The following is a 21,518-nucleotide window of genomic DNA, read 5'->3' as shown; positions in this document are numbered from 1 at the left end:
CGGGTCCAGCCCTGGGGCGCTTCCAGGCTCCGCGCGCACGGCATCACCGGGCGCTGACGCCGCTGGAGATCCAGCTTACCGACGTTTGCGGCGTTCTCGAGGTTTGCCGTCGTCGAACCCGGCAGACATCGGCCTGGTGGGCTCGTCAGGCGCACAATCGGCCGGGGAATCGGGGATCTGGGCCAGCAGGCCCAGCAGCGCCGAGGGGATCCGGATCGGATGCGAATCACGCAGCGCCGAGCGCGCCCGGCCCTGGTATTCCACTTCCGCCGCGCAATCGGGACACAGCGACAGATGGTGGGCCGCGCGCAGATGGGCGTTCATCCGCAGCTCGCCGTCGACGTAGGCGGTGATCGCCTCGCTGCATAGGTGTTCGGTGGACCCGAACTGCCGCGGGGCGCCGACCGGCGCGTCACTTTGCGAGGCGAACTGAGCGGGCAGCCAGGAGAACGCGCGACGGAAGACACCTCCGCGGTCCGTCACACCGGACTCCTCTCCTGTCGCCTACCACCTCAGCACTCGATCGGGCCGACTAAAGGCCCAATAAGAATGTAGCGCGATACCGCCCGCAGACGGGGAAGCCCGGGCGGTGTTGAACCGCCGGCCGAGGCTCAGCCGGCCGCCACACCACCGAAGGCCGAACCGTCACGCTGGGCGCTTCGGGCGGCGAGATAGTCCCGCAGGGCCTGCCGGCCGCGGTGAATGCGGCTGCGCACGGTGCCCAGCTTCACGCCGAGGGTCGCACCGACCTCTTCGTAGGACAGACCTTCGATGTCGCACAGCACGACCGCGGCCCGGAACTCCGGTGCCAGCGAGTCCAGCGCTGCCTGCAGGTCCGGATCCAGCCGCGCATCGTGGTAGATCTGCTCAGGGTCCGGCTCATCGGCGGGCACCCGGTCGTAATCCTCCGGCAGCGCCTCCATGCGAACGCGACCCCGCCTGCGCACCATGTCCAGGAACAGGTTGGTGGTGATGCGGTGCAGCCAGCCCTCGAAAGTTCCGGGCTGGTAGTTGTGCACCGACCGGAACACCCGGATGAAGGTCTCCTGGGTGAGGTCCTCTGCGTCCTGCTGGTTTCCGGAGAGCCGGTAAGCCAGCCGGTAGACCCGGTCGGCGTGCTGACGCACCAATTCGTCCCAGGACGGCATGGCCGTCACGTCTCCGGTGGCGTCAAACACCGCAGTGCCCTGTGGCTCCTCGGACTGTTCAACCCAGTCGGTTTCGGAGTAGCGGTCCGAGTGGGTGGCCGGGTGCGACATGACGACCGGGGGCAGCAAAGTGGTTATGGCGACGTCCTCAAGCTCGGGGCCACCGTCAGGCGACGGCAGCGCACTATCGCGGTCAACGCGCAACGGGCCCCTCGTATTCCGAGCGTCTCGAGGCCGGTTCATACCTCGTTCCATGCCGATACCGTTACCTATCGCGGTATGTCAGCTCTGTGCTGTCACTGAACGCCGTCTGTGAACCTGTGTTCGAATGCGCCGCGCAGTGCGGTTATGCGTCCAGATAACAGTTCGGACACGGCCCCCGGCCCGGGCGTGTCGGGCGGGCGCGCCGGTGCGCGGGCCGAAACGGCTTTGTCCTACGCTGCGGACATGTCCAGCACCGACGACACTTCCGGGGAGCCGCCGCGCAGTCGGGCCGACGCGCTTCTGGCGCACGCCGAGGACTCCATGACCGAAGACGCGGTCTTGGCGGCCGCCCGCGACCGGGCCGGTGAGATCGGCGTCGGGTCGATCAGCGCCGCGGTCGGCGCCCTGCTGAGCCTGCTGACGAAGCTCAGCGGCGGCAAGGCGGTGGTCGAGGTGGGCACCGGGGCCGGCGTCAGCGGACTGTGGCTGCTGTCCGGCATGGGCGAAGACGGGGTGCTGACCACCATCGACATCGAGCCCGAGCATCAGCGCACCGCCAAGCAGGCGTTCAGTGACGCCGGTATCGGGCCCGGCCGGACCCGCTTCATCAGCGGCCGCGCCCAAGAGGTGCTGACCCGTCTCGCCGACGAGTCCTACGATCTGGTGTTCGTCGACGCCGACCCGATCGACCAGCCCGAATACGTGCTGGAGGCCGTGCGGCTGCTGCGTCCCGGCGGCGTGGTCGTGGTGCACCGGGCCGCCCTGGGCGGCCGGGCCGGAGATCCGACGGCCAACGACGCCGAGGTGATCGCGGTGCGCGAAGCCGCTCGGCTGATCGCGGTGGACGAGCGGCTGACCCCGGCGCTGATTCCGCTGGGAGACGGCCTGCTGGCCGCCGTGCGCGACTAATCGGTCGCCGCGCAGCTGTCCGCGAGCGTGCGTGTTTGCACACGACACGCCGCGTTCTGACGTACAAACACGCACACTCGCGCCAATGGGGGCCTAGGCCTTGACACCCGACTGAACGGGTGTTTAGCGTATTGAACATGCGTTCAGCCGATCTGACGGCTCCGGCGAAAATCCGCGATGCGGCCATCGACCAGTTCGGGCGGCACGGATTCGGCGTGAGCATCCGCGCCATCGCCGAGGCCGCCGGAGTCAGCGCGGCCCTGGTCATCCACCACTTCGGCTCCAAGGTCGGGCTGCGCAAGGCCTGCGACGAGTTCGTCGCCGAAGAGATCCGCAGTGGCAAATCCGAGGCGATGCGCTCGGCCGACCCGGGAACGTGGTTCGCAGCCATGGCCGAGATCGAGTCCTATGCGCCGATGATGGCCTACCTGGTCCGCAGCATGCAGTCCGGCGGAGAGCTGGCAGACACGTTGTGGCGCAGGATGATCGACAACGCCGAGGGCTACCTCGACGAGGGCGTCCGAGCCGGCACCCTCAAACCCAGCCGCGACCCGAAAGCCCGGGCCCGCTTCCTGGCCATCAACAACGGCGGCGGATTCCTGCTGTATCTGCAGATGCACGAGAACCCGACCGATCTGCGCGCAGTGTTAAACGACTACGCCCGCGACATGGTCCTACCCGCACTCGAGTTGTACACCGAGGGCCTGATGACCGACCGCACCATGTACGACGCCTTCCTAGCGAGCGAACAAGGGGGAACCGATGCGACCTGACAACCATTGGCCGGCAATCGAAATCCGCGGTCTGGAGAAGAACTTCGGTCAGGTCAAGGCGCTCGACGGGCTGGATCTGACCGTCTACGGCGGTGAGGTGCACGGCTTCCTCGGCCCCAACGGCGCCGGCAAATCCACCACCATCCGCATCCTGCTGGGCCTGGTGAAGGCCGACCGCGGGACCGTACGCCTGCTCGGCGGTGATCCCTGGACCGACGCGGTCGAGCTGCACCGCGAGATCGCCTACGTGCCCGGCGATGTCACGCTGTGGCCATCCCTGACCGGCGGCGAGATCATCGACCTGTTGGCCCGGATGCGCGGCGGCATCGACGAACGCCGCCGCGACGAGCTGATCGAACGCTTCGATCTGGACCCCAGCAAGAAGGCTCGGACCTATTCCAAGGGCAACCGTCAGAAGGTCTCGCTGATCTCCGCGTTCTCCTCGCACGCCCGACTGCTCGTGCTCGATGAGCCCAGCAGCGGGCTGGACCCCTTGATGGAGAACGTATTCCAGCAGTGCGTCGCCGAGGCGAGCCGGCGCGGTGCCACCGTTCTGCTCTCCAGCCACATCCTCGCCGAGACCGAGACGCTGTGCCAGCGGGTGACGATCATCCGGGCCGGGCGCGTCGTCGAGAGCGGTTCACTGGAATCGCTGCGCCACCTGCGCCGCACCTCGATTCAAGCTGACCTGATGCGCGATCCCGGTGATCTGACCCGCATCCCGGGTGTCGCGGACGTGCGCTACACCGGCACGGTGCTGCACGCCCAGGTCGACAGCGCCAGCCTCGCCGAGCTCATCGCGGTGCTCGGTGCGGCCGGCGTGCGAAGCCTCACCAGCCAGCCGCCGACGCTCGAAGAGCTGTTCCTGCGTCACTACGACACGGTCCGGACATGACCGCCGCCGTCGCGCAGTCCGCGGCACCGCGGTACCGCCGGCGTGGATCGAATCTCGTTGGCACGCTGGGGCTGCTGCGCCTGTTCCTGCGCCGCGACCGCATCGTGCTGCCACTGTGGGTGCTGCTGTTGTCGCTGCCGCTGGCCGGAGTCTATATCGCAAGCATCGAAGCGATCTATCCCACCGCCGCCGACCGCGCCGGCCTGGCCGCGACCATCATGGCCAGCCCGGCGCAACGCGCGATGTACGGCCAGGTCTACAACGACTCCCTCGGCGCGGTGGGCATCTGGAAAGCCGGGATGTTCCATCTGCTGATCGGGGTTGCGGTGATCTTGACCGTGATCCGGCACACCCGCGCCGACGAGGAGACCGGCCGCACCGAGTTGATCGACTCGACCGCGGTGGGCCGCTACGCCGGGCTGACCGGCGCGCTGCTGTTGGCGGCGAGCGCATCGGTGGCCACTGGGGTGATCGGGACGGCGGGCCTGCTGACCACCGATGTGCCGGCGGCCGGATCGTGTGCGTTCGGGGCCGCACTGGCCTGCTCCGGGCTGGTGTTCACCGCCGTGGCCGCGGTTGCCGCCCAACTCTCCCCCAGCGCCCGGTTCGCCCGGGGCGCCGCGTTCGGCGTGCTCGCCGGCGCCTTCACGCTGCGCGCCGTGGGCGACGCGGGCTCGGGTGCGCTGTCGTGGCTGTCGCCGCTGGGCTGGTCACTGCAGGTCCGACCGTACGCCGGTGAGCGCTGGTGGGTGCTGCTGCTGCCGCTGGCACTGACGGGGGTGCTCGTCTGGCTGGCCTATCAACTGGCTTCCCGTCGTGATGTCGGCGCCGGGCTGGTGGCCGACCGACCGGGCCCGCGCGTTGCGGGGCCGACACTGAGCGGTGCGTTCGGCCTGGCATGGCGGCTCGACCGCCCGGCGCTGCTGCTGTGGACGACGGGCCTGGTGCTCTACGGCCTGCTGGTCGGCAGCGTGGTGCACGGTATCGGCGACGAGGTGGGCAGCGACCGCGCCCGCGACATCGTCGTCCGGCTCGGCGGTACCGCCGCACTGGAGCACGCGTTCGTCGCGGTGGCCTTCAGCATGCTGGGCATGGTCGCCGCCGCTTTCGCGGTGTCGCTGGTGCTGCGCCTGCATCAGGAGGAGACCGCGAGGCGTGCCGAGCCCCTGCTCGCCGGGGCGTTGTCACGAGATCGCTGGTTGGCCAGTCATCTGGTGGCCGCGCTGGCCGGGTCGACGTTCGCGATGCTCACCGCCGGGCTGGTGGCCGGAACCGTCTACGGAACGTCCGCCGGCGACCTCAGCGGGCAGTTGCCCGCGGTGGTGGGCAGCGCCGCGGTGCAACTGCCGGCGGTCTGGTTGCCCGCGGCCGGCGCGGTCGCCCTGTTCGGGCTCGTCCCGAGAGTCGCGCCTGCCGCGTGGGCGGTGCTTACCGGGTTCGTCGCGCTGTATCTGCTCGGCTCCATCTCCGGCCTGCCGCAGTGGATGCTCGACCTCGAACCGTTCGCCCATATTCCGGTGGTCGCGGACGGCGCGTTCCACGTCACGCCGCTGATCGTGCTGTTGGTCATCGACGCCGCCCTGATCGCTCTGGGCTTTCAGGCTTTCCGGCGCAGGGATCTGACCACGTGAGGGGGACGGCATGAAAACCCTTGGCAAAGGCTTGCTTTCGGGAACCTTGGGCCTGATCGGTTTCGGCCTGCTGTTGTTTGTGCCCGCCGGGACACTGCACTACTGGCAGGCCTGGGTGTTCATCGCGGTGTTCGCCCTGTCCACCTGGATCCCGAGCATGTACCTGATCCGCACCAACCCGGCCGCCCTGGAGCGCCGGATGCGCTTCGGGCCGACGGCCGAGACGCGGCCCCTGCAGCGGATCGTGATCGCCGTCATCTTCGTCTGCTTTCCGGCGATGTTCGTCGTCAGCGTGCTCGATCACCGGCTGGGATGGTCGGCGGTCCCTACACCGGTCTGCCTGATCGGCGACGCGCTGGTGGCGATCGGGCTGGTGCTGGCCATGGCGGTGGTCATCCAGAACGGTTATGCCGCCGCCAATGTCACGGTCGAGGCCGACCAGACGCTGGTCTCGACCGGCCTGTACGGATTGGTGCGCCACCCGATGTACACCGGCAACGTGATCCTGATGATCGGCGTCCCGCTCGCGCTCGGCTCCTATTGGGGACTACTGCTTGTGGTGCCCGGTCTGGTCGTGCTGGTGCTGCGTATCGGCGATGAGGAGCAGTTGCTGACTCACGAGCTCAGCGGCTACCGCGAGTACACCGAGCGGGTGCGTTACCGGTTGCTGCCCTACCTCTGGTGATGCGCGATGCCCGACTCGCTCAGATACCGCGGAGCACACAATTGACTTATAGTTCCCTGAGCTCTAGCTGTTAGCGGGACTCAGGGAGGTCAGTGGCCATGCGCGGACGCGTACGAGGCGGCAGCGGTGGTCGCGCTCTTGCCCCCACCCGAGTGGCCGCTGCGGCAGCAGGCACCCTGCTCGTCGGTCTCACCCCGATGCTGGCCGCCGCCCCCGCGCAGGCGGACTGGGACTGGCTGCTCGACGCCGCAGCACCGGTGGAGGTCGCCGGCAGCGCAGCGGGCGGGCTCGACCTGGGCAGCCTGATGGCGCTGGTCCAGTCCTTCACCGACCAACTCGATCCGGCCACCAACAAGCTGTTCTCCGACGTCATCGACGCGGTGCTGGCCTGGCCGGGCCCGAACCAATCCCTCGACACCGCCGAGCTGGTGAACCAGTACATCTACGCGCCGCTGCACGCCGGATTGCAGCAGTGGATGTCCAGCCCGTTCGGCGAGCTGAGCCTCGGCGTGATCAACGCACCGTTTGCCACGCTGTTCGGCCGCGATCTGATCGGCGACGGCATCGACGGGTTCGACGGCGTCAACACCAGCCTGTTCGGTCAGTGGGGCTGGTTCGGCGACGCCGGTGATGGCGGGTTCCTGTTCGGCGACGGCGGAGCCGGCCTCGTGGGCATCGACGGTATCGGCGGCGCCGGCGGCGACGCGGGCTTCTTCGGCAACGGCGGCGCAGGCGGGCTGGGCGGGGCCGGATCCGCCGGCGGCGACGGCGGTGCCGGCGGCTGGTTCATGGGTCTGGGCGGGGCGGGCGGTGCCGGCGGTGCGGGCGCGGGCGGCGGCACCGGTGGCATGGGAGTCGGCATGCTGCTGGGCACCGGAGGCACCGGCGGGGCCGGGGGCATCGGTGTGGCAGGAGACATCGGCGGTGACGGCGGAGTGGGCGGCGCCGGGGCCTGGTGGCTGGGTCGCGGGGGCGACGGCGGCGCCGGCGGTGCGGGCGACGGGGACGAAAACGGCGGCGCCGGCGGCGACGGCGGCGCGGGCGGTCTGTTGTTCGGCCGCGGCGGCGACGGCGGCCTCGGCGGTGAAGGCGGCGCGGGTGGCCTGGGCGGCTCCGGCGGCTTCCTGGGGGCCGCGGGCATCAGCGCGGCGCCGTATGTCGCCAACACCCAGTGGGTGACCTATGACGGCGGAACCAGCTTGCGTGTCTATCCGACCGAGACCGCCCGAACCGAGGCCGGCGAGCCCGGCACCCTGCGCCAGGGCGAGCAGGCCTGGGCGGAGGTCCTCAAGCGCAACCCGGAGGCCAACAACGCCGGTATGCGCGCACAGTTCCTGTGTCACTGGCAGTTCGCCGAGTTCATCCAGCCCGGCAAGACCAGTTGGAACCTGGAGCCGTGGCGCCCGGAGGTGAGCACGTTGGATCTGCTCGCCCACGGCTGCAACGCCGGCGGCGCGGAAGAGCCGTTCTAAGGCCGGAGCCTGATGCCTCGCCAGCGTGAAGATGGCTTCACGCTCGGCGAGGCGGTGGCGATCGCCGCTAAATCCACACGCCCTTGCCGACGGCGACCACGCCGCCGGCGCTGATGGAGAACCGTTCCCGGTCCTTCTCCAGGTCGACTCCGATCATCTCGCCGGGGCCGACCACGACGTTCTTGTCGAGGATCGCGTGCCGCACCACCGCGCCGCGCCCCACCCGGGCCCCGGGCATGATCACGCTGTCCTCCACGATCGCGCCGTCATCGATCACCACGTTTGACGACAGCACCGAGTTGCGCACGGAGCCTGCCGAGATGACGCTGCCGGCGCCGACCACCGATTCCTGCGCCGAGCCCCCGTTGACGAACTTCGCGGGTGCCAGATTCTCGGTCGCGCCGTGAATCGGCCAGCGGTTGTTGTACAGGTTGAACACCGGGTGTGCTGACACCAAGTCCATGTGCGCGTCGTAGAACGCGTCCAGGGTTCCGACGTCACGCCAGTAGCCGCGGTCGCGCTCGGTGGCGCCAGGTACCTCATTGTCGGAGAAGTCGTAGACCGCGGCCATTCCGTCGGCCACCAGGCGCGGCATGATGTCGCCACCCATGTCGTGGTCGGAGTGATCATCGTCGGCGTCGGCGCGGATCGCATCGATCAGCACCTTGGTGGTGAACACATAGTTGCCCATCGACACATACGTGCTTTCTGGGTCATCGGGTGTGCCGGGCGGGTTCGCCGGCTTCTCCAGGAAACCGCGGATCCGGCCGGAGTCGTCGGCGTCGATGCAACCGAACGAGGACGCCTCCGCGCGCGGCACCCGCACCCCGGCGACCGTCGCCCCGGCCCCACTGGCGATGTGGAAGCGCACCATCTGTTCGGGGTCCATCCGGTACACGTGGTCGGCTCCGAACACCACGATGTAGTCCGGGTCTTCGTCGAAGATCAGGTTCAGCGATTGATAGATGGCATCGGCGGACCCGGTGTACCAGCGCGGGCCGAGGCGCTGCTGGGCGGGCACCGGGGTGATGTACTCCCCCGCCAGTCCGCTCAACCGCCAGTTCTGCGAGATGTGCCGGTCCAGCGAATGCGACTTGTACTGCGTCAGAACACAAATCCGCAGGTAGCGCGCATTGACCAGATTCGACAGCACAAAGTCGATCAACCGGTAGGCACCCCCGAACGGCACCGCCGGCTTGGCTCGGTCGGCGGTCAGCGGATGCAGCCGCTTGCCCTCCCCACCGGCCAGGACGATGCCCAGCACATGCGGCGCTTCCCTCATGGCCACAAACCTATCGGCCGCTTCGGACCCCTGCCAGGTTGACCGCACGATTGGCGAACGTTCTTTACCAAAAAATCACCGATCGATCCGCTGCGCGGCCGGTGATCGGCGACCGATACCGTGCCGGTTATGCGGGTGGCGATGCTGACTCGGGAATACCCTCCGGAGATCTATGGCGGCGCGGGCGTCCACGTCACCAACCTGGTCGAGGCACTACGACGGTTGTGTCACGTCGACGTGCACTGCATGGGCGCGCCCCGGCCGGGCGCACACGCGCATCAGCCCGATCCGGCGCTGCGCGACGCCAATCCGGCACTCGGGACGCTGTCGGCCGACCTGACCATGGTCGACGCCCTCAGCACCGCCGATGTCGCACACTCCCACACCTGGTACACCGCCCTGGCCGGCCGGCTGGCGGCGTTGCTGTACGACATCCCGCATGTGCTGACCGCGCACTCACTGGAGCCGCTGCGCCCCTGGAAGGCAGAACAGCTGGGGGGCGGCTACCGGGTGTCGTCGTGGGCCGAGAAGGAAGCGACGATCGCCGCCGACGCGGTCATCGCGGTCAGCTCGGCCATGCGCGACGATCTGCTGCGGGTTTACCCGGATCTGCGCCCCGACCGCGTGCACGTGATCTACAGCGGCATCGACACCGCGGTCTGGCGTCCGCAGCCCACCGGCCCGGATTCGATGCCCGCCGAGCTCGGTGTCGATCCGGCCCGGCCCATGGTGGCGTTCGTCGGGCGGATCACCCGGCAGAAGGGGGTGGCTCATCTGGTGGCCGCCGCGCACCGGTTTCACCCGGACGCGCAACTGGTGTTGTGCGCAGGTGCCCCCGACACCCCGGAGATCGCCGACGAGGTCAGTACCGCGGTGGCCGATCTGGCCGCCACCCGCAGCGGGGTGTTCTGGATCCAGGAGACCCTTCCCGCTCGCAAGATCCGCGAACTACTGTCGGCGGCAACAGTTTTTGTGTGCCCGTCGGTCTACGAGCCGTTGGGCATCGTCAATCTGGAGGCGATGGCCTGCGGCACGGCGGTGGTCGCCTCCGACGTCGGCGGTATCCCAGAGGTGGTCACCGACGGGCAGACCGGCACCCTGGTCCACTATGACGCCGCCGATCCGGACGGGTATCACGCCGAACTCGCCGAAGCCGTCAACGCGTTGATCACCGACCCGGCCCGTGCGCAGCGCTACGGCGACGCCGGCAGGCGTCGCTGCGAGGAGGTGTTCTCCTGGGCGCGAGTGGCCGAGCAGACCTTGGCGGTCTACCGGCAGGCGGGCCGCTAGCCCACCGTCACGCTCTGGGTACTTACGGCGACCCGCTGCGATCGCCTTAGCCGCTGGTGACGGCTTTGAGTTCGTCGCCGAGGGCGGCGGCCTCATCCGGAGTCAACTCGACGACCAGTCGTCCACCGCCCTCAAGCGGTACTCGCATCACGATGCCTCGCCCCTCTTTGGTCGCTTCCAACGGACCGTCGCCGGTCCGGGGCTTCATCGCCGCCATCGAGTGCTCCCTCCAGGTACCAGCCCGCAGGCCGTGCCCATGATCTGCGCCGGGTGTGCACGGCAGTCGCAGCGTCCGGCATCGAACTGCAGTTTCACTCCGCCATTCTCCCCTATCGGCGACGGCGCGTGCACAAGACCCGATTCCGTAGTGCATTTTAATGGATCTAACCGGTTACCGGTGGCACCCAGCATGCCCGGACGTGGTCGTCGACCATGCCCGTGGCCTGCATCAACGCATAGGCGGTAGTGGGTCCCACGAATCGGAACCCGCGACGCTTCAATTCGCGCGCCATCGCCGTCGATTCCGGCGTGACGGCCGGAATTGCCGACAGGTCCGCCGGACGCGGACGCGGCGGCGGGGCGAACGACCACAACAGGTCCGCCAAATCGGTGGAACCGAGGTCGACGGTCGCCCGGGCGTTGGCGATCGTCGCCTCGATCTTGGCTCGGTTGCGCACGATGCCGGCGTCGTCCATCAGCCGGGCCACGTCGGCGTCGGTGAAGCGTGCGACGGTCTCCACGTCGAAGCCGGCGAACGCCCGCCGGAAGTTCTCCCGCTTACGCAGTATCACCAGCCACGACAGCCCGCTCTGAAAGGCTTCCAGGCTGACCCGCTCGAACAGTGCGGTCGAGTCCCGCACCGGACGTCCCCACTCCTGGTCGTGGTAGTCGCGGTACAGCACGGAGGCGCCGTCGACCCAGCCACACCGGATCTGGCCGTCGTCGGGCACGCCGCTCAACGCGACTCCGCTGCCGTCTCGGCGGCCGCCTGCGCCGCGGCGAGCTCGCCGCGGAGTTGGTCGAGCTCGGCCCCGAGGCGCTCCAGCACCCAGTCGACCTCACCGGTGTTGTAGCCGCGCAGCACCTGGGAGAACTTGACCGCGTCGACGTCGGCACCGGTGACCCCGGACGCCGGCAGCATGGTCGCCGTCGTCGCGCGCGGCAGCGGCGGCAGCTGCTCACCCCGGCCGAACAGCGTGCTGGCCACCCCGAACAGCAGCAACGCGGTGAGCACGAGCACAACGAGATACAGCAACACCAGTGTCACGGCATCGATAGTGCCTCATCACACCGACATGAGGGGCGGTGCCGAACGGATCAACGCTGGCGACCCGCTGCGCCCGGCTCCGCCGCGCTGGCGATCGCCAGGATCAACGCTGGCGCAGGGTGTTCATCGGTGGCCGGTCGACCAGCGACAACGGGGTGGTGCGCGGCAGATAATCCATTCCATCCGGGCCGTCGGCGACGAACTGGGTCAGGCCCACCCCGGAATCGGGGACGCCGCAGCGCGACAGCAAGGTGGCGATGACTTGGCGGCTCATCAGGGCCAACTCGGCCAACGGGCGATTGCGGTGCGCCCGTACACCGAGGTTGACCTGGGCGATCGCCTCCAGCCCCAGCCGGTCGTAGGTGTCGATCAACAGCCCGATCTCCACCCCGTAGCCGGGTGCGAACGGAACCGACGCCAACAGTTCACGACTGCCGGCGTACTCCCCACCCAACGGCTGGATCACCGCACCCAGATCGGGGCGCAGCGCGGTCAACAACGGTCGGGCCACCAGCTCGGTGACCCGACCACCGCCGGTGGGTTCCTCGGTGCCGTTGACCTTCAACGGCCGCCGGTAGAAACCCTTGACGAGGTGGACGCCGTCCCCGGTCAGCAGGGGCCCCACCAGGTTGGGCACGAACATCGGGTCGGGGTCGATCAGATCGGAGTCGATGAACACCACGATGTCACCGCTGGTGGCCGCCAGCGACCGCCACAGGGCTTCGCCCTTACCGGGCTGCGGGGGCACCTCCGGGACCGCCTGTTCGCGGCTGACGACGCGCGCGCCGGCCGCGATCGAGCGGATCTCGGTGTCATCGGTGGACCCGGAGTCCAGCACGATCAGCTCGTCGACCAGGTTGTCGACCAGCGGCGTGATGCTGTCGATGACCGATTCGATGGTCGCCTGCTCGTTCAGCGCGGGCAGCACCACCGAGACGCTGCGACCGGTCTTGGCCTTGGCAGCCAGCAGCTCGGCCACCGTCCACTGCGGCCGGGTCCAGGTGCGCCCGGACAGCCGGGTGTCGCCCGGCGCCGAGACCAGGTCGGTCATGCGAGTCCCCTTACTGTGCGGGTCGGGGCCCGCACGCCCTGGATCGATGCCACCATCTCCAGTACGCGCCGGGTCGGGCCGACCTCGTGAACCCGAAACATCCGGGCTCCAGCGGCCGCCGCCAACGCGGTGGCCGCCAATGTTCCGTCCAGTCGTTCGGTGAGACCCACTCCAAGAGTCTCCCCGATGAAGTCTTTGTTGGAGAGCGCCATCAGCACCGGCCATCCGGTACCGACCAAATCCTCCGTATGTCGTAACAACGCTAGCCCGTGGAAGGTGTTCTTGCCGAAATCATGGGTGGGATCGATCAGCACCCGATCCCGGGCCACCCCGGCCTCCACCGCCCGTTCCGCGGCCGCGGTGACCTCGCTGATCACCGCTTTCACCACCCCGTCGACGCTGGTGCCGTAGCTCACCCGGAAGGGACGGGTGCGCGGTTTCGCGCCTCCGGTGTGCGAGCAGACCAGCCCCGCCCCGAACTCGGCGGCCACCGCCGGCAGGTCCGGGTCGATCCCGGCCCAAGTGTCGTTGATCAGGTCGGCACCGGCCGCGCAGGCGCGTTTGGCCACCTCCGCACGCCAGGTGTCCACGCTGATCAGCTGCTCGGGATAAGCGCTGCGCAGCCATTCGATGAACGGCACCACCCGAGCGGTCTCGGTGTCGGCGTCGACGGTCTCCCCCGGCCCGGCCTTGACCCCGCCGACGTCGATGACGTCGGCGCCGTCGGCTACGGCGCGGTGCACGGCGGACTTGGCCGCCTCGTCGGTGAACGTGGCGCCCGCGTCGTAGAACGAGTCGGGGGTGCGGTTGACGATCGCCATGATCAGCGCTCGATCGGCCGCCACCGGACGACCGCAGAAGTGGGACTGCACCTGTCTATGGTGCCCGGTACCGCTGCGCAGCTACTCGGTCAGCCCTGCGGTCGCTTACCGGCGGCCACTTCGTCGGGGTAGTCGGCGTAGAAGGGCACGTAGCCTTCGTCGCGGCCGGCCAGCACGTACAGCGGGTCCTCGATCGCCCCCTCGTCCTGGCCACCGTCGCCGTAGCCCTGCTCGCGCAGCTCAACCTTGCGACTCTTGAACGTGGTGGTGTGGGACATCGACGGCACCACCCGCACGAACAACGGCACCGCATAGGAAGGCAGCTGGTCGAAGACCACGGCGGCCAGCCCCGGCCCGTCGAAGGTCACGCCGTCGCGCAGTTTGACCGCGGCCATCCCGGCACGGCCACCGGTCCCGGGCACCTCGACGCCGTAGACGGCGCACTCCTCGATCGCGTCGTCGACGCTCAGCGCGGCCTCGACCTGGGTGGTGGCGACGTTCTCGCCCTTCCACCGGAAGGTGTCGCCGAGCCGGTCGACGAATGCGGCATGCCCCATGCCCTGCGGGCGCATCAGGTCACCGGTGTTGAACCAGCAGTCCCCTTCGCGGAAGGCGTTGCGCACCAGCTTCTTCTCGTTGGCCTCGGGATCGGTGTAGCCGTCGAACGGCGAGAACCGGTTCACCGGGCTCAGCAACAGCCCGGGCTGGCCGGCAGGCACTCGCTGCACCCAGCCGTCCGGGCCGCGCAGCGGCAGGCCGGTGTCGGGGTCGTATTCCACGTAGGCCAGCGGCAACGGATAGACACCGGTGCTGCGCGGCACGTTGAACACGTTGAGGAAGGCACTGTTGCTCTCGCTGGCGGCGTAGAACTCGCAGACCCGCTTGATCCCGAACCGGTGGGTGAACTCGTCCCAGATCTCCGGCCGCAGCCCGTTGCCTGCGATCACCCGCACCTGGTGTGCACGGTCGGTGGGCTTGGCGGGCTGGTTGAGCAGATACCGGCAGAGCTCGCCGATGTAGACGAACGCCGTGGCGTCCGCGGCGATCACCTCGTCCCAGAACCGTGAGGCCGAGAATGACTTGCCCAGGGCCAGCGTGGCGCCGGCGTTGAGCACCGACGACACCGCGACCGTCAGCGCGTTGTTGTGGTACAGCGGCAGGCAGCAGTACAGCGTGTCGCTGCCGCGCAGGCGCAGCCCGACACCTCCGAAGGTGGCCAGCGCACGCAACCAGCGGTAGTGCGTCATCACGCTGGCCTTGGGGTAGCCGGTGGTGCCGGAGGTGAAGATGTAGAACGCGGTGTCCTTGGCCAGTACCGCGTTGACCGATGCCGGGTTGCCGTCCGGTGCGGTGGCGGCCAGCCGCCGGAACTCCTCGATGGTCACCGGCGCGTCGGTGCGGCCACACTCCTTGACGGCATCGACCAGATCGGACTCCGCAACCAGCAAGGCGGCGCCCAGCAGGTCCAGACTGTGGGCCAGCACATCACCGCGCTGGTGGTAGTTGAGCATGCCAGCCACCCCACCGCATTTGGCGACGGCCAGCATCATCAGCACCGCGTCCGGGGAGTTGCGCAGCATGATCCCGACGACGTCGCCGTGGCCGACGCCGCGCGCGGCCAGCACCGCGGCGTAGCGGTTCACGGTCTCGTTGGCTTCGCGGTAGGTCAGGTGCTGCTCGCCGAACCGGATGAAGACCCGGTCACCGAGTTGGGCCGCGCGATCCTGGAAGACCTTGCCGATCGAGGCCTTGGAGGTGGGCCGGGCCCGCAGTCCGGTCCACAGCCCGCGCAGGATGGTCGGCGCGTCGGCCAACAGGCGGGGGGTGCGGGCCAGAACGTCGACCAGTCCCACCTGGGTGACGGTGCCGGAGTCGTGGTCGGACACTTTATCGCCTCATTTCGCCGAAAATCGAGAGCTTAACCGCTACCGGCGGTACCGGGTGAACAGGCGTCCAGCGCCGCCTCCATATCGCCGAACACCAGCAGGCGATCCATCGCACGCCGGGATACGAAACCGGTGTCGATGAGCCCCGACAGCCACGTCCACAGCCCCTCGAAGTGGCCATCGGGATCGAGGAGCACCACCTCTTTGTCGTGCATGCCCAGATACCCGGCCGTCCATGTTTCGAACAGCTCTTCCAGCGTGCCGATACCGCCGGGCAGGGTCAGGAATGCGTCGGCGCGGTCATCCATCACCTGCTTTCGCTCGCGCATGGTGTCGGTGACGATCAGCTCGTCGGCGTCGACGTCGGCCACCTCGCGGTGCAGCAGCGCCTTGGGGATCACCCCGACGGTGTGCCCGCCGCGCTCGCGGGCGGCCACCGCAAGCGCGCCCATCGCCGAGACGTTGCCGCCTCCCCACACCAGCGTCCAGCCCCGCTCGGCGATTGCAGCACCGACCTTGGCGGCCAGCGCCAGCAGTGCCGGATCGTTGGGGCCCGACGCGCAGTAGACACAGACCGCCCATTCGCTCGACCGCACACCGAAAGGCTATCGGGCGGTTGGCTCAGACCGTAAACTCTCGGCGATGCCGATCCGGTGGAACGTTCCCGAGCACTCGGCGGCGTTGCATCAGCTCACCGCAGCACTGGACCCCGGCGCGGCCCGGGCCGGCGCGGTGGTGCTCGGTCCCGACGGGTGCGGCAAGTCCACCCTGGCCCGGTTGGCGGCCGAGGATTACGCCGACCGCCATCCCGGGACCCGGGTGTGCTGGGTGATCGGCACCCCCGCCGAGCGCGACATGCCGTTCGGCGCCTTCAGCCATCTGGTTGCGGTGGCCGACATCGGCAAGCCGGCCGCGCTGCTGCGGGCGGCGCGCGCCTCGTTGGTCGATGCGGCGGGCGAGCTGCTGCTGGTGGTCGATGACGCCCATCTGCTCGACATCTTATCGGCGACGCTGGTCTACCAGCTGGCGCTGACCGGGTCGGCCCGAGTGATCGTCACCGGGCGCGCCGACTGCTCCCCAGCGCCACCGCCGCCGATCACCGCACTGTGGGGCGACGACCTGCTGACTCGCATCGATATCACCGCCTTAGAAGAGGTGGGCGCGGCGGGTGAGGCCGGCCGTGACGTGGACGCCTTCGTGGCGGGCTTGCCGGCCGACGCTCGTGCGGTGCTGGACTACCTGGCCGTCTTCGAGCCGCTGGCGCTGGTCGATCTGATCAGCCTCACCAGCGCCGACGCGGTCCGCCACGCCGAGGAGCTGGGCGCGGTGGAGACCCGTTCTCGCGGCGGCCGCGAGCCGGACCCGGTGGTCTACACCGCTCACCCGCTGTTCGCTGAGCGTGCCCGCGGCGCTCTCGCAGTCGAGGATGCGCGTGCCCGGCGTACCGACGTGGTCGGCAGGCTGACCTCCCGGCCCTGCGCACACGTCGGCGAGCAGTTGCGGCTGGCAGCGCTGTCCGCCGACAGCGACGCCCCGCAGCCCGCCGCCGAGGTGGTGGAGGCCGCGCAGCAGGCGCTGAGACTGGGCGATCTGCAACTGGGTGAGCGGCTGGCCCGTCACGCCCTGGATCGGTCGGACGGACTGGCGGCGCGGCTGGCGCTGGCGCACGCGCTGGGTTGGCAGGGCCGTGGGCGCGACGCCGACGCGGTACTGGCGGCCGTCGACCCGGCCGGCCTCAGCGAGCCGGAGCTGATGGCCTGGGCGCTGCCGCGGGCCGCCAATCAGTTCTTCATGCTGGGCGAGCCCGAACGCGCCACCGCCTTCCTGGCGGCCACGCGTAGCCGGGTGACCGGCGTGGCCCCGCGCATCACCCTGGATGCGCTCGGCGCCACCTTCGCGATGAATGCCGGCAACATCGGTCGCGCCGTGCAGGCCGCCACCGAGGTCCTGGCCGACCCGGCCGCCGACGACATGGCGGTGGCGTGGGCGGGCAGCGCCGCGGCGCTGTGCGCGGCGCGATCCGGTCGCTTCGACGACGTCGGCCCCTTAGCGCGCCGTGCCCTGGACGCCGAACATCCCGGGGTGCTGCGGTTCACCGTCGGGCTCGCCGAGATCACCGCTCTGCTGATGGACGACCGGCTCGACGACGCCCGCGAGCTAGCCTGGCAATTCACCGATTTCGCCGAGCTATCCCAGCCCGGCCGGGCTATCGGCGAGGTGCTGGTGGCGCAGGTGCTGATCGCCGCCGAAGAGTACGAGGCTGCGACCGCAATGTTGGTGCCGGCCACGGCCACGCTGGAGCGCACCGGCTATTCGTGGGGCCCGCTGTCGCTGACGCTTCTTGCCACCGCACTGGCCCGCCAGTCCGACATCGCCGGTGCGGCAAAGGCATTGAGCCGGGCCGAATCCCGGCACGGCACCAAGTCAGCGCTGTTCGCTCCGGAGCTGGGGGTGGCGCGGGCTTGGCAGCGGGCCGGCATGCGCGACCAACATGGGGCGATCGCCGCGGCCCGAGAAGCCGCCAAGATGGCCGAACGCACCGGGCAGTCCGCGGTGGCGCTGCAGGCTTGGGACACCGCCGCCCAGCTCGGCGATGCCCGGGCCGTCGACCCGTTGAGCCGGCTGTGCGACGAAGTCGACTGCGCGTTCGGCCGGACCGCGCTGAACCGGCTCAGGAGCTGAGGAAGCCGCGCAGCAGCTCGGCCACCGTGCTGATCTGCGCGACCGGCACCCGCTCGTCGACGGTATGGGCCAGGTTGGGATCACCGGGGCCGTAGTTGACCGCGGGAATGCCGCGGGCGGCGAACCGGGAGACGTCGGTCCAGCCGTACTTGGCCCGCACCTGTCCGTCAGCGGCGGACACCAGCGCGGCGGCGGCGGGTGCGGTGAGCCCCGGCAGGGCGCCGGCGGCGCAGTCGGTCTGCTCGATCTTCACGTGCAAGCCGTCGAACACCTCCTGAACGTGGATCAGCGCCTCGTGGGGCGTGCGGTCCGGGGCGAAGCGGAAGTTCACGGTCACGCTCGCGGCATCGGGGATGACGTTGCCGGCCACCCCGCCGTCGATGCGCACCGCCGACAGGCCCTCCCGGTAGACACAGCCGTCGATGTCGATACTGCGCGGCTGGTAGGCGGCCAGCCGATTCAGCACCGCCCCCAGTTTGTGGATGGCGTTGTCGCCCAGCCAGGACCGCGCCGAATGCGCCCGGGTACCGGCCGCGGTGACGACGACCCGCAGGGTGCCCTGGCAGCCGGCCTCGATGTAGCCGCCGGTGGGCTCGCCGAGGATGGCGAGGTCCGCCGCCAGCCAGTCCGGCAGGTTGCGCTCGATGCGGCCCAGCCCGTTGGCGGCTGCCTCGATCTCCTCGCAGTCGTAGAACACGCAGGTCAGGTCGTGCACCGGTTCGGTGAGGGTGGCGGCCAGGTGCAGGAAGACGGCGACACCGGATTTCATGTCGACGGTGCCGCAACCGTGCAGCACGTCGCCCTCGTCAGCGGTGCTGGTGCGCCGGCTGGGCAGGTTGCCGGCCACCGGCACGGTGTCCAGATGCCCGGCCAGCAACACCCGGTTCGGGCGTCCCAGGTGCGTGCGGGCCAGTACCGCGTCGCCGTCGCGGACGATCTCGAAGCCGGGGGCCTGCGCCCGCAGTGCGGCTTCGACCTCGTCGGCGATGCGCGCTTCGTGCCGCGACTCGCTGGGAATGTCCACCAGCGCCGCGGTCAGGGCAATCGGGTCGGAGTGCAGGTCCAGCACGGATTCAGCCTAGTGCGTGCGCGTGGCCGCCGAGCAGATGTGAACCCGCCGGGGCGCGCCGGGACTTTTGCTGGGGACACCCCCGCTGGGGCACTGTTCGCCGAAAGAACGTAGCCTGACCGGCGTGACTGGAGCTTCGGGCGTCGGGATAGCGACGCTGGCCGCAGACGGATCGGTGCTCGACACCTGGTTTCCCGCACCGGAGTTGGGTGGCTCGGGCCAGCCCGGGACGACCCGCCTTGGCGCGGATGAGGTGCCCGCCGAGTTGGCCGGACTGCTCGGGCGTGACGAAGACCGCGGCACTGAGACGGTCGCGGTGCGCACCGTGATCGGATCGCTGGACGACACCGCTGCCGACGCCTACGACGCCTACCTGCGCCTGCACCTGCTGTCGCACCGACTGGTGGTGCCGCACGGGCTCAACGCCGGCGGACTTTTCGGCGTGCTGACCAACGTGGTGTGGACCAATTACGGTCCGTGCGCCGTGGAGGGGTTCGAGTCGACTCGGGCCCGGTTGCGCCGGCGCGGCCCGGTGACGGTCTACGGCGTGGACAAGTTCCCCCGCATGGTCGACTACGTGCTGCCGTCCGGCGTGCGTATCGCCGACGCCGACCGGGTGCGCCTCGGCGCGCACCTGGCATCCGGGACCACAGTGATGCACGAAGGATTCGTCAACTTCAACGCGGGCACGCTGGGCGCCTCGATGGTCGAAGGCCGCATCTCCGCCGGTGTGGTGGTCGGCGACGGCTCCGATGTCGGCGGCGGCGCTTCGATCATGGGCACGCTGTCCGGCGGTGGGACCCAGGTGATTTCGATCGGCCAGCGCTGCTTGCTGGGCGCGAACGCCGGACTGGGCATCCCACTGGGCGACGACTGCGTGGTCGAGGCCGGGCTCTACGTCACCGCCGGAACCAAGGTCACCCTGCCCGACGGCAGCACGGCCAAGGCCCGCGACCTGGCCGGCGGAAACAACCTGCTGTTCCGCCGCAACTCGCAGACCGGCGCGGTCGAGGTGGTGGCCCGTGACGGTCAGGGCATCGCGCTCAACGAGGACCTGCACGCCAACTAAGCAGCGTTACAGCATTACCCTGCTGATCTTGTCGCTGTCTTTCCCGATCGTCTTGCAGTAAGCGCTGACCGCAACCTGCGTTCCCGACAGCTCCAGGTTCGACGGCTCGCCGCCCTTGGAGTCCTTGAGCATCTTGGAGATCTCGGCGCGCTGCTTCTCGTCGGTGTGGCCGTTGAACTCTCCGCAGGTGGTGTCGCCACCTTTGTTGATGACCTTGTCCACCGCCGAGCATCCACCGAGTAGGACCGACGCGCAGGCAACAACGGTGACAGCGGCGAGACTGAATCGGTTCCTAGCCTTCACGGGGCCACCCTTCTGGTTTCCATTCGCGCAAGCGGAGCCTACGTCAGCAGCGCCTTCTTGAGCACCTTTCCCATCGCGTTGCGCGGCAAAGCATCCACGATCCGCACCTCACGAGGCCGCTTGTGCGCCGAAAGCTGTTGACCGACATAGTCGATCAATTCGCTGGGCAGCCCAGCACCCGGCGCCGAGGCGACCACGAATGCGACGATCCGCTGCCCCAGGTCTTCGTCGGGCAATCCGACGACGGCCACTTCGCAAACCGCGGGATGGCCCAGCAACGCCGTCTCGATCTCACCGGCCCCGACCCGGAAGCCGCCGGTCTTGATCAGATCGACCGATTCGCGGCCGACGATCCGATGCATACCGTCGCCGTCGATCACGGCCACGTCCCCGGTGCGGTACCACCCATCGGCGTCGAATGCCTCGGCGGTGGCGTCGGGCCGGTTGAGGTAACCGTTGAACAGTGTCGGCCCGCGCACCGCGAGCCGCCCGATCGTCGCCCCGTCGTGCGGCACCGGGCCACCGTCATCGGCGACGAGCTTGGTCTGCACCCCGTGCAACGGCAGACCCACCCATCCCGGGCGGCGCTCGCCGTCGACCCGCGTGCTCACCGTGATCAGCGACTCGGTACTGCCGTACCTCTCGATGGGTGCGTGACCGGTCTGGGCGACGAGGGCGTCGAACACCGGGACGGGAAGCGCCGCGCTGCCCGAGACCAGCAGCCGCGCCGGCCGCAGCGCTGCGGCGGCGCTCGCGTCGGCGACCACTCGCGACCACACGGTGGGCACCCCGAAATACAGCGTGCCGCCCGCGGCCGCGTATGCCTCCGGCGTCGGCTTGCCGGTGTGTACGAAGCGGTTGCCCACCCGCAACGAACCCAACAAGCCCAAGACCAAGCCGTGCACGTGATACATCGGCAAGCCGTGGACCAGCACGTCATCGGGGCTCCACTGCCAGGCCTGCGCCAGGGCGTCGAGGTCCGCGGCCAGCGCCCGCCGGCTCAGTTGCACACCTTTGGGCGGTCCGGTGGTGCCGGAGGTGTAGATGATCAGCGCGGTCTCTTCGCCCGGCGGTTCAGCGA

20 protein-coding genes and 2 pseudogenes are annotated in these 21,518 nt (G+C 69.4%); 9 read left to right on the top strand and 13 right to left on the bottom strand.

Annotated elements, in window-relative coordinates; all coding sequences use genetic code 11:
• Positions 1-75 precede the first annotated feature (75 nt).
• Both rseA and sigE read right to left on the bottom strand, forming a co-directional pair.
• Complete coding sequence (gene rseA, locus N416_RS0115240) at positions 76-483, bottom strand: anti-sigma E factor RseA (protein ID WP_024442970.1); 408 nt, start codon at positions 481-483, stop codon at positions 76-78.
• A gap of 128 nt (positions 484-611) precedes the next feature.
• A complete protein-coding gene (sigE, locus tag N416_RS0115235; RefSeq protein ID WP_081654597.1) occupies positions 612-1,403 on the bottom strand; it encodes an RNA polymerase sigma factor SigE in 792 nt (263 codons plus the stop codon).
• Positions 1,404-1,595: 192 nt separating this feature from the next.
• Between sigE and N416_RS0115230 the strand changes: the two genes are divergently transcribed.
• From N416_RS0115230 to N416_RS24295, 6 genes and pseudogenes are all read left to right on the top strand, one after another.
• Positions 1,596-2,261 carry an O-methyltransferase gene (locus N416_RS0115230; RefSeq protein ID WP_024442968.1) on the top strand — a complete coding sequence of 222 codons (666 nt, stop codon included), beginning with the start codon at positions 1,596-1,598 and terminating at the stop codon, positions 2,259-2,261.
• A 137-nt stretch (positions 2,262-2,398) separates the two neighbouring features.
• On the top strand, positions 2,399-3,034 hold the full coding sequence (locus N416_RS0115225; RefSeq protein ID WP_024442967.1) for a TetR/AcrR family transcriptional regulator: 636 nt from the start codon (positions 2,399-2,401) through the stop codon (positions 3,032-3,034).
• A pseudogene (locus tag N416_RS0115220) lies at positions 3,024-3,958 on the top strand (ATP-binding cassette domain-containing protein); the annotation flags it as partial. The gene N416_RS0115225 and the pseudogene N416_RS0115220, both read left to right, overlap by 11 nt.
• Positions 3,941-5,560 (top strand): annotated as a pseudogene (locus N416_RS0115215) (ABC transporter permease); the annotation flags it as partial. The pseudogenes N416_RS0115220 and N416_RS0115215, both read left to right, overlap by 18 nt.
• A 10-nt stretch (positions 5,561-5,570) precedes the next feature.
• On the top strand, positions 5,571-6,245 hold the full coding sequence (locus N416_RS0115210) for an isoprenylcysteine carboxylmethyltransferase family protein (protein WP_024442964.1): 675 nt from the start codon (positions 5,571-5,573) through the stop codon (positions 6,243-6,245).
• 98 nt (positions 6,246-6,343) lie between these two features.
• Positions 6,344-7,717, top strand: coding sequence for a DUF2599 domain-containing protein (locus tag N416_RS24295; protein WP_155943385.1), 1,374 nt, complete (start codon positions 6,344-6,346; stop codon positions 7,715-7,717).
• A 67-nt stretch (positions 7,718-7,784) separates the two neighbouring features.
• Here N416_RS24295 and glgC read toward each other — a convergent pair whose 3' ends face one another.
• Positions 7,785-8,999 carry a glucose-1-phosphate adenylyltransferase gene (gene glgC, locus N416_RS0115200; RefSeq protein ID WP_024442962.1) on the bottom strand — a complete coding sequence of 405 codons (1,215 nt, stop codon included), beginning with the start codon at positions 8,997-8,999 and terminating at the stop codon, positions 7,785-7,787.
• 129 nt (positions 9,000-9,128) lie between these two features.
• Between glgC and glgA the strand changes: the two genes are divergently transcribed.
• Positions 9,129-10,289, top strand: coding sequence for a glycogen synthase (glgA, locus tag N416_RS0115195; RefSeq protein WP_024442961.1), 1,161 nt, complete (start codon positions 9,129-9,131; stop codon positions 10,287-10,289).
• A gap of 46 nt (positions 10,290-10,335) precedes the next feature.
• On the opposite strand, the gene N416_RS22750 is transcribed toward glgA, so the two are convergent.
• The 7 genes from N416_RS22750 to N416_RS0115160 form a co-directional block, all read right to left on the bottom strand.
• Positions 10,336-10,506, bottom strand: a complete 171-nt coding sequence (locus N416_RS22750) for a DUF3117 domain-containing protein (RefSeq protein ID WP_064998965.1) — start codon at positions 10,504-10,506, stop codon at positions 10,336-10,338.
• A 166-nt stretch (positions 10,507-10,672) separates the two neighbouring features.
• Positions 10,673-11,239 (bottom strand): DNA-3-methyladenine glycosylase I, encoded by a 567-nt coding sequence (locus N416_RS0115185; protein ID WP_024442960.1) that lies wholly within the window; start codon positions 11,237-11,239, stop codon positions 10,673-10,675.
• Positions 11,240-11,244: 5 nt separating this feature from the next.
• Positions 11,245-11,556, bottom strand: coding sequence for a DivIVA domain-containing protein (locus N416_RS0115180; RefSeq protein WP_024442959.1), 312 nt, complete (start codon positions 11,554-11,556; stop codon positions 11,245-11,247).
• 103 nt (positions 11,557-11,659) lie between these two features.
• On the bottom strand, positions 11,660-12,607 hold the full coding sequence (locus tag N416_RS0115175) for a glucosyl-3-phosphoglycerate synthase (RefSeq protein ID WP_024442958.1): 948 nt from the start codon (positions 12,605-12,607) through the stop codon (positions 11,660-11,662).
• Positions 12,604-13,428: a dihydropteroate synthase gene (gene folP, locus N416_RS0115170; protein WP_231384321.1), complete on the bottom strand. Its 825-nt coding sequence runs from the start codon at positions 13,426-13,428 to the stop codon at positions 12,604-12,606. The genes N416_RS0115175 and folP overlap by 4 nt, the downstream gene beginning before the upstream one ends.
• 89 nt (positions 13,429-13,517) lie before the next feature.
• Positions 13,518-15,314, bottom strand: a complete 1,797-nt coding sequence (gene fadD6, locus N416_RS0115165) for a long-chain-acyl-CoA synthetase FadD6 (protein WP_024442956.1) — start codon at positions 15,312-15,314, stop codon at positions 13,518-13,520.
• Positions 15,315-15,346: 32 nt separating this feature from the next.
• Entirely contained in the window at positions 15,347-15,910 is a 564-nt protein-coding gene (locus N416_RS0115160; RefSeq protein ID WP_024442955.1) for a TIGR00730 family Rossman fold protein, read from the bottom strand.
• Between the two features lie 46 nt (positions 15,911-15,956).
• Here N416_RS0115160 and N416_RS0115155 point away from each other — a divergent pair, with 46 nt between their 5' ends.
• A complete protein-coding gene (locus tag N416_RS0115155) occupies positions 15,957-17,996 on the top strand; it encodes an ATPase AAA (RefSeq protein WP_024442954.1) in 2,040 nt (679 codons plus the stop codon).
• Here the strand turns inward: N416_RS0115155 and dapE are convergent.
• The gene (dapE, locus tag N416_RS0115150; RefSeq protein ID WP_024442953.1) at positions 17,986-19,065 is read right to left on the bottom strand and encodes a succinyl-diaminopimelate desuccinylase; all 1,080 of its coding nucleotides are present in this window, start codon (positions 19,063-19,065) and stop codon (positions 17,986-17,988) included. The two genes, N416_RS0115155 and dapE, sit on opposite strands and share 11 nt — an antisense overlap.
• Before the next feature lie 115 nt (positions 19,066-19,180).
• On the opposite strand from dapE, the gene dapD reads away from it, so the two are divergent.
• Complete coding sequence (dapD, locus tag N416_RS0115145; protein WP_024442952.1) at positions 19,181-20,134, top strand: 2,3,4,5-tetrahydropyridine-2,6-dicarboxylate N-succinyltransferase; 954 nt, start codon at positions 19,181-19,183, stop codon at positions 20,132-20,134.
• A 6-nt stretch (positions 20,135-20,140) separates the two neighbouring features.
• On the opposite strand, the gene N416_RS0115140 is transcribed toward dapD, so the two are convergent.
• Entirely contained in the window at positions 20,141-20,356 is a 216-nt protein-coding gene (locus tag N416_RS0115140) for a hypothetical protein (RefSeq protein WP_231384320.1), read from the bottom strand.
• A 119-nt stretch (positions 20,357-20,475) separates the two neighbouring features.
• A partial coding sequence (locus tag N416_RS0115135; protein WP_024442950.1) for an AMP-binding protein occupies positions 20,476-21,518 on the bottom strand: 1,043 nt, incomplete at its 5' end.

The sequence above is a fragment of the Mycobacterium sp. UM_WGJ genome, assembly GCF_000455125.1.
GTDB lineage: Bacteria > Actinomycetota > Actinomycetes > Mycobacteriales > Mycobacteriaceae > Mycobacterium.
The sequence above is the reverse complement of the archived record's forward strand: the minus strand, read 5'-3'. Positions and strand labels throughout refer to the sequence as shown.

Excerpts from the sequence above, each read along its gene's own strand:
- sigE (WP_081654597.1), bottom strand. The coding sequence starts at position 1,403 with ATGGAACGAGGTATGAACCGGCCTCGAGACGCTCGGAATACGAGGGGC.
- N416_RS0115230 (WP_024442968.1), top strand. The coding sequence starts at position 1,596 with ATGTCCAGCACCGACGACACTTCCGGGGAGCCGCCGCGCAGTCGGGCC.
- N416_RS0115225 (WP_024442967.1), top strand. The coding sequence starts at position 2,399 with ATGCGTTCAGCCGATCTGACGGCTCCGGCGAAAATCCGCGATGCGGCC.
- N416_RS0115210 (WP_024442964.1), top strand. The coding sequence starts at position 5,571 with ATGAAAACCCTTGGCAAAGGCTTGCTTTCGGGAACCTTGGGCCTGATC.
- N416_RS24295 (WP_155943385.1), top strand. The coding sequence starts at position 6,344 with ATGCGCGGACGCGTACGAGGCGGCAGCGGTGGTCGCGCTCTTGCCCCC.
- glgC (WP_024442962.1), bottom strand. The coding sequence starts at position 8,999 with ATGAGGGAAGCGCCGCATGTGCTGGGCATCGTCCTGGCCGGTGGGGAG.
- glgA (WP_024442961.1), top strand. The coding sequence starts at position 9,129 with ATGCGGGTGGCGATGCTGACTCGGGAATACCCTCCGGAGATCTATGGC.
- N416_RS22750 (WP_064998965.1), bottom strand. The coding sequence starts at position 10,506 with ATGGCGGCGATGAAGCCCCGGACCGGCGACGGTCCGTTGGAAGCGACC.
- N416_RS0115175 (WP_024442958.1), bottom strand. The coding sequence starts at position 12,607 with ATGACCGACCTGGTCTCGGCGCCGGGCGACACCCGGCTGTCCGGGCGC.
- folP (WP_231384321.1), bottom strand. The coding sequence starts at position 13,428 with ATGGCGATCGTCAACCGCACCCCCGACTCGTTCTACGACGCGGGCGCC.
- N416_RS0115155 (WP_024442954.1), top strand. The coding sequence starts at position 15,957 with ATGCCGATCCGGTGGAACGTTCCCGAGCACTCGGCGGCGTTGCATCAG.